Raw genomic sequence first — 6,565 nt, forward strand, 5'->3', positions numbered from 1 at the left:
CGCGAGGCCATCTCGGCCCCGCCCGTGCCGCCCCTGGCCGTCACTGGCATGGGAAGCTGGCCCCGCCCGCGCTGGATGATCGACGCCATGCACGCGCACGTGGAAGGCCGCCTGTCCGAAGCCGCCTTTCACGAAACCGCCGACGACGCCGTACGGCTGGCCATCGCCGCGCAGGAGAAGGCCGGCGTGCACATGGTTACCGACGGCGAGCAGCGGCGCGACAGCTACGCCAGTTTCGTGGCGTCGCGCCTGGACAACTGCCAGCTCATTCCGCTGACCGATCTGCTGCCGCTGGTCGACGACCCCGAGGCGTTCGCGGCGGAACTGCGCGCGCTCGACATTCCGGCCGGCCAGGTGCGCCATCCGGCGGTTTTCGGGCGCCTGTCGCGCTCGCGCCCCCTGGTGGCGCACGAAGTCGATTTTGCGCGCTCGGTCAGCGGCAAGCCGGTCAAGGTGGCGCTGCCCGGCCCCTATCTGCTCACGCGGACCATGTGGATGGAATGCATCTCCGACCGCGCCTACGATAGCCGCGAGGCCTTGGCGGCCGATATCGTGCGCGTGTTGCGCGAAGAGCTGGCCGAATTGCTCGACGCCGGCGCCGCGCTGGTGCAGTTCGACGAGCCGGTCCTGTCCGAGGTCGTGTTTTCCGGCCCCAAGAACAAGCGCAGCTTCATGTGCGGCGCGCTGTCGGAATCGCTGGCGCCGCAGCAGGAACTCGCTTTCGCGCGCGACCTGCTGAACGCCGTGCTGGAAGGCATGCCGCAGGAGCGCACGGCGCTGCACGTCTGCCGCGGCAACTGGACGCCGGACGAAAGCGTGGCGCTGTCCGGCGACTACGCGCCGCTCCTGCCCACGCTGGCGCAGGTGCGCGTGGGCGCCTATCTGCTGGAGATGTGCACGCCGCGCGCGGGCGACGTGGCCATGCTGAAGGCGCTGCCCGGGCATGCGCGCATCGGCATCGGCGTGGTCAACCAGAAAGACCAGGCCATCGAGAGCGAGGATGCGGTGGCGGCCCGCATCGAGCAGGGCATCGCGCTGTTCGGCCGGGAGCGGCTGCTGCTGCACCCGGATTGCGGCTTCGCTACGTTCGCGGATAATCCGATCTGTTCCGCGCGGATCGCGCAACAGAAACTGCAGGTCATCGCGCAGGCCGCCAGGCGCTTCGATTGACGCATGGCGGCCGCGCGCCACGGAGCCGCCATGCAGCACATTCTCGTCTATTCCGATTCCCTGTCCTGGGGCATTGTGCCCACTACCCGCAGGCGCCTGCCGTTCGAGCAGCGGTGGCCGGGCGCGATGGAGACGGCCCTGTGCGCCGCCGGCCGGCGGGTGCGCGTCATCGAAGACTGCCTCAACGGCCGGCGCACGGTGTGGGACGATCCGTTCAAACCCGGCCGCAACGGCCTGGCGGGGCTGGCGCAACGGATCGAAATCCATTCGCCGCTGGCGCTGGTCATTCTCATGCTTGGCACCAACGACTTCCAGTCCATGCACGCGCACAACGCCTGGCATGCCTCGCACGGCATCCTGGCGCTGGTGCACGCGATACGCACCGCGCCCATCGAGCCGGGCATGCCGGTCCCCCCCATACTGGTGATCGCGCCGCCCGCCATCCAGACTCCCAAGGGCCCGATCGCGCCCAAGTTCGAAGGCGGCGACCGCAAATGCGCAGGGTTGGCTGCAGCCTATCGCCAGGCATGCGAAGAAGCCGGCTGCCACTTCTTCGACGCGGGCGGCGTGATTACCTCCAGCAAGGTGGACGGCGTGCACCTCGACCTGGATCAGCATCTGGCGCTGGCGGACGCCGTGAGCGGGGTGGTGGAGACGCTGCTGGCGTGACACGGCATCCGCGCACGCCAGCGGCTCGACACCACGTCAATCCACCTTTGCCCCGGAGAATTTCACGACTTCGCCTCATTTGATGGCGATGCCGTCATCGGCGGTTTCGAAGACCACTGCGTCGGTCAGGTTCACAAGTCGCTCCAGATCTGGCGTGCCGCGCGCAGCAGGGTAACGCGGTGTTCCGGAGCCGCGATGGCGATCATGGCCCGGATGCGCTGCCGCAGGCTGAGCCCGCGCAGTTGCGCCACGCCATGCTCGGTGGCGATGAGATCGACGTCGCTGCGCGCTGTCGTGACGGGTCCCGACAGGAGAGAGACGGTATTGCTTTCTCGATGGCGCCCGGTTGCGGCCAGGACGATGATCGACACGCCGCCGGAGTACACGGCCGCACGCACGTATTCACCTGGCCTTCCACCGCGCCGATGTGCTGCGCGCCGATGGCCTCGGCATTCGCCTGGCCGGACAGGTCCAGCCTGTCCAGAGACTCGGTTCTGATCATGGCTGTTGCGCCGCCGTGAGAATGGCTTGCGAATGCTTCAGCAACGGCCCGTCCACTATCTTGCCTTCGAAGTCGATCGCGCCGATGCCGCGCGTCAGCGCATCGTCACAGGCTTGCACTGGCCGCCGTGCACAGGCCACTTCTTCCTCCGTCGGCGAAAAAGCCGTATTGGCCGGCGCCGCCTGGGCGGGGGCGGCCTCGGCGCATCATCCGAGGGCGCCGCCGCAATGGGCGCGCGCCCTCACTCCAGATGCGGATGCCGGTCCGTCAGACGCTGACGCCGCTGGCGCAGCGCTTCGAGTTCTTCCTCCAGCTTTGCGATCTCGGCGTCCACGTCCTGCACGTTCTGCTCGATATGCTCATAGGCCTGGCGCAGCAGCGCCTTGGCTTCGCGCGCGCTGGCGGCGTTGGGGGTGTCGCCGCGCAGGGGGCGGTTGGCGGTTTCGGGAAGGAAGAACGACGTGACGATGCCGATGACGGCCGCCACCATCAGGTAGAAGGCGGGCATCATCAGGTTCTCGGTTTCTTCCACCAGCCACGCGGCCACCGTGGGCGTGAGGCCGGCCACGATGATGGCCACGTTGAAGGAGCTGGCCAGGGCGCTGTAGCGGATGCGCGTCGGAAACAGCGCGGGCAGGGTGGAGGCCATGACGCCGGTCAGGCAGTTGAGCAGCACGGCGATAAAGAGCAGCCCCAGGAAGATGAGGCCGGTGTTGTCGCTGCCGATGAAATGGAAGGCTGGCACGGACAGCGCCAGCAGGCCCAGGCTGCCCACGAACAGGAACGGCTTGCGGCCCACCTTGTCGCTGAAGAAGCCCACCACGGGCTGCACGAACAGCATGCCGATCATGACCACGACGATGATGAGCACGCCGTGCTGCTCGGAGTAGCCCAGGCTGCCCGAGAGATAGGTCGGCATATAGGTGAGCAGCATGTAGTAGGTGATGTTGGTCACCAGCACCATGCCGATGCAGATGAGCAGGGCCTTGCGGTACTTGGAAAAGATTTCGCGGAAGGAGATCCTGGGCCGTTCCTGCACGGCGTCGCGGTCTTCCTGTTCCATCAGTTCGAGCTGCTGCGCGAAGGCCGGCGTTTCCTCGGCGGCGTGCCGCAGATAGAGGCCCAGCAGGCCCAGCGGTCCGGCCACGAAGAAGGGCACGCGCCAGCCCCAGTCGAGAAAGGTCTGTTCGCCGAGGATGGACTGCAGCAGCACCACCAGGCCCGCGCCGAGCACGAAGCCGGCGATGGAGCCGAAGTCCAGCCAGCTTCCCAGGAAGCCGCGCCGCCGGTCGGGCGCGTACTCGGCCACGAAGATGGCGGCGCCCGTGTACTCGCCGCCCACTGAAAAGCCCTGGGCCAGCTTGCAGGCCAGCAGCAGGATGGGCGCCCAAAGGCCGATGGATTCATACGAGGGGATCAGGCCGATGCAGAACGTGCTGATCGCCATGATGATGATGGTGAGCGACAGCACCTTCTGCCGCCCGAAGCGGTCGCCCATGACGCCGAAGAAGACGCCGCCCAGCGGCCGCACCAGGAAAGGCACCGAGAACGTGCCCAGCGCCGCGATGGTCTGCACGGCGGGCGCGGCGTCGGGAAAGAACACCTTGCCCAGCGCGAAGGCGACGAAGCCGTACACGCCGAAGTCGAACCACTCCATGGCGTTGCCGAGGGCGGCGGCGGTGACGGCCTTCTTGAGCTTGGTGTTGTCGATGACGGTGATGTCGTCGATCTGCAATGGCCGGACGGGCGGGGCGGAAGAAGAGGCTTCTGTCATACCGGAATCTCCCATGGAAGGCGGGCGCCGCGCCCGCGGACGAGAAACACTTGCTGGCCGTCATCTGCGAGATGTCTTGATGATACGGCGGCTCTTCCGGCCCGGCGTTGCATATTGGTAACACTCGTCAACGCGGGAATTCCATTTCTGACCCGGGGCCAGGCGCGCGCGTCCGACGCCGAGGCCCGCACGCTGGCGCGGCAGCCCCGGAGGCAATGCCGTTTCCAGTGACGGCGACGGCCCGGATCCCTGCCGTCCGTCGCCCGGCACCTCATGCCGCGTGTCCGACGGCGCCGCGGTAACCCGTTCCCGTCCGGCTCCAGCCGCTGGGTTTCGCAGGCGGTGGATATTGCCAGCACCATGTTGCCCGGCGCAACGCAGACCGGGGCGCTGAAGGCGTTGACGGTGACTTGTGCCGCGGCGGCGCCCTGGGCCACGGCGTCCTCCACCGCGGCGGCCGCCGTGCCGTGGACCGCCATGGGGCGGCCGGCTTGCTTCAACAGATTGGCGCACATGGGCGCGCCCATGACGCCGAGTCCGACGACGCCCAGGGTATCCGAACTGCGCGTGTTCATGGAAAGGTTCCTTTTCCGGTCGGGTGCGCGGGGCCGCTGCATCAGCGATAGCGAAAGGCGGCATTGCCCGGCCGGCCGCGCCCGTCGGGGCGCTGGCGCCGAAGGTCCGTATACAGCTTCCGGCCGTGCTGGTATCGTTTTGCACGCCGGACCCGGAAGGCGGCGCGGACGGGTCGCGACGCAGCGTGATTCACCCCATTGCAGGATCGATGCCGCGGCGCCGCCCGCGGCCCTGTCCCGCGGTCAGGGATGCACCAGCGAGGAGGTTTCCATGGAATGTCGAGGACATCGGATATGGATAGCCGTTCTGGCCGTCGCGGCCGCCACGGCGGCGTCGGCGCAGAACACCAGCGCCATCGTCGTGGATGGCAACAAGTGGCTGTCGGCGGACTACACGGAAAGGCGGGCGTTCCTGGTGGGCGTGGCTAACATGATCATCGCGGAAGACGCCTACGCGCGGCGCGAGAAGCTCTCGCCGCCGCCGGCGGGGACCCGCATCACGGCCGCGGTCAAGGATCTGAATCTCTACCAGATCGACGCGCGCATCACGCAGTGGTACCAGGCGCATCCCGACCGGCGCGGCATGCCGGTCATGGGCGTGATCTGGCAGGACATCGTCAAGCGGCAGGCGCCCATGCAAGGAGAGAAAAAATGAAAACGACGCGATGGCTGGCAACCATGCTCCTGCCGCTGGCGCTGCTCATCGGCTGCGCCACCGCCGCCGGGGGCCTGATCGGCGCCGGCGTGGACAAGGCGAGCGGCGGCGACGGCACCGCCGGGGCCATGATCGGCGGCGGCGTGGGCATGATGATCGACGTGTTCAACTGAGGGCGCAGCGGCGGCCTGCGCGACGCCGCCGGCCGCCGGGCCCGGTGCATAATGGCGCGATCCGCCGTTTTCGCCCATCCGCCCGCATGCCCTCGCTGCAACTCTTCCTGCTGTTCCTGGCCGCCGATCTCGTGCTCAAGCTCACGCCGGGCCCGGACATGGCGCTTACCTTGACGCGCGGCATGACGCAGGGTTTTCGCACGGCCTGGTACAGCGTGCTGGGCACGTTTTCGGCGGGGGCGGTGCAGATTCCGCTGGTGGTGCTCGGCCTGGCGGCGGTGTTCAAGCAGTCTCCCGCGCTGTTCATGGCGGTGAAGCTGGCCGGCGCGGTCTACCTGGCGTACCTGGGCATCAAGGCGCTCATGCGCTGCCGATCACGTCGATGAACGGGATCAGGAATTCATCCTTGGCGCGGATGGACGGAACCTCGTTGTAGGCGTTGAAGATCTCGGCTTCGTCCAGGTCGAGGCTTTCGACGATGTATTGATAGGCGTGCGTGTGGATGGCTTCTTCGAAGGCCTGGCGCAGCAGGAACTGGCGGCATTCGGGCGCCGTGATGTGGCGGTAGGTGCCCAGCACGATGTTGTTCGCGGCCAGGGAGTCGGCCGTGACGAAGAAGCCCAGGTTGCGCTTGACGATGCGGCGCTCGTCCTCGGTGAGCCCGTTGGGGTTCTTCCAGAGGGCGATGTCGCGCGACATGTTGATTTCTTGCGGCATCCAGTGGTTGGCGCAAGTGGCCAGGTATTTTTCCCAGGCCCACTTGTACTTGAACGGCACCAGCTGGTTGACGTCCGTCTTGCCGTTGATGATGCGCTTGTCGGCAACCTTCACGCGCTGCGAGGTGGCGCTGCCGCTGGCCGCCAGGCGGCCGCATGCTGCGGCGCGGCCGGGGTGGGCAGGGCGGCGTCGCCGAACACCCCCGTGGCCGGGCGCACGTCCGCGCCCGGCTGCCCGCCCGCGGCGGGCGCGGACGGCTGGACGGATTGCGTGGCGAGGTTGTCGTCTTCCCAATTAATCATGATTCATTCTCCGGAGCGGTTATTGGCA

Annotated in this window: 8 protein-coding genes and 1 pseudogene; 5 read left to right on the forward strand and 4 right to left on the reverse strand. The window is 67.6% G+C overall.

Annotated elements, in window-relative coordinates:
• Together AD428_RS21170 and AD428_RS21175 are read left to right on the forward strand one after the other, a co-directional pair.
• On the forward strand, window positions 1–1,170 hold a 1,170-nt coding region (locus tag AD428_RS21170), incomplete at its 5' end, for a cobalamin-independent methionine synthase II family protein (protein WP_053246490.1).
• A gap of 30 nt (window positions 1,171–1,200) precedes the next feature.
• Window positions 1,201–1,839, forward strand: a complete 639-nt coding sequence (locus AD428_RS21175) for an SGNH/GDSL hydrolase family protein (protein WP_053246495.1) — start codon at window positions 1,201–1,203, stop codon at window positions 1,837–1,839.
• 131 nt (window positions 1,840–1,970) lie between these two features.
• Here AD428_RS21175 and AD428_RS25625 read toward each other — a convergent pair whose 3' ends face one another.
• The 3 genes from AD428_RS25625 to AD428_RS21190 form a co-directional block, all read right to left on the reverse strand.
• A complete protein-coding gene (locus tag AD428_RS25625; RefSeq protein WP_160318614.1) occupies window positions 1,971–2,237 on the reverse strand; it encodes an acetyl-CoA hydrolase/transferase C-terminal domain-containing protein in 267 nt (88 codons plus the stop codon).
• A 345-nt stretch (window positions 2,238–2,582) separates the two neighbouring features.
• Window positions 2,583–4,115, reverse strand: coding sequence for a glycine betaine/L-proline transporter ProP (gene proP, locus AD428_RS21185; protein ID WP_053246492.1), 1,533 nt, complete (start codon window positions 4,113–4,115; stop codon window positions 2,583–2,585).
• A complete protein-coding gene (locus AD428_RS21190; RefSeq protein ID WP_053246493.1) occupies window positions 4,112–4,690 on the reverse strand; it encodes an NAD(P)-binding domain-containing protein in 579 nt (192 codons plus the stop codon). Before AD428_RS21190 ends, proP begins: the two co-directional genes overlap by 4 nt.
• Before the next feature lie 271 nt (window positions 4,691–4,961).
• Here AD428_RS21190 and AD428_RS21195 point away from each other — a divergent pair, with 271 nt between their 5' ends.
• The 3 genes from AD428_RS21195 to AD428_RS21200 all read left to right on the forward strand — a co-directional run bounded on the left by AD428_RS21195 (window position 4,962) and on the right by AD428_RS21200 (window position 5,904).
• A complete protein-coding gene (locus tag AD428_RS21195; RefSeq protein ID WP_053246494.1) occupies window positions 4,962–5,345 on the forward strand; it encodes a hypothetical protein in 384 nt (127 codons plus the stop codon).
• Entirely contained in the window at window positions 5,342–5,518 is a 177-nt protein-coding gene (locus AD428_RS26895; protein WP_160318615.1) for a hypothetical protein, read from the forward strand. Before AD428_RS21195 ends, AD428_RS26895 begins: the two co-directional genes overlap by 4 nt.
• Before the next feature lie 182 nt (window positions 5,519–5,700).
• Window positions 5,701–5,904, forward strand: a complete 204-nt coding sequence (locus tag AD428_RS21200) for a LysE family translocator (RefSeq protein WP_369798807.1) — start codon at window positions 5,701–5,703, stop codon at window positions 5,902–5,904.
• Here the strand turns inward: AD428_RS21200 and AD428_RS21205 are convergent.
• Window positions 5,891–6,537, reverse strand: a pseudogene (locus tag AD428_RS21205) (ribonucleotide-diphosphate reductase subunit beta); the annotation flags it as partial. The gene AD428_RS21200 and the pseudogene AD428_RS21205 overlap by 14 nt on opposite strands.
• Window positions 6,538–6,565 lie beyond the last annotated feature (28 nt).

The sequence above is a fragment of the Achromobacter sp. DMS1 genome (assembly GCF_001270295.1).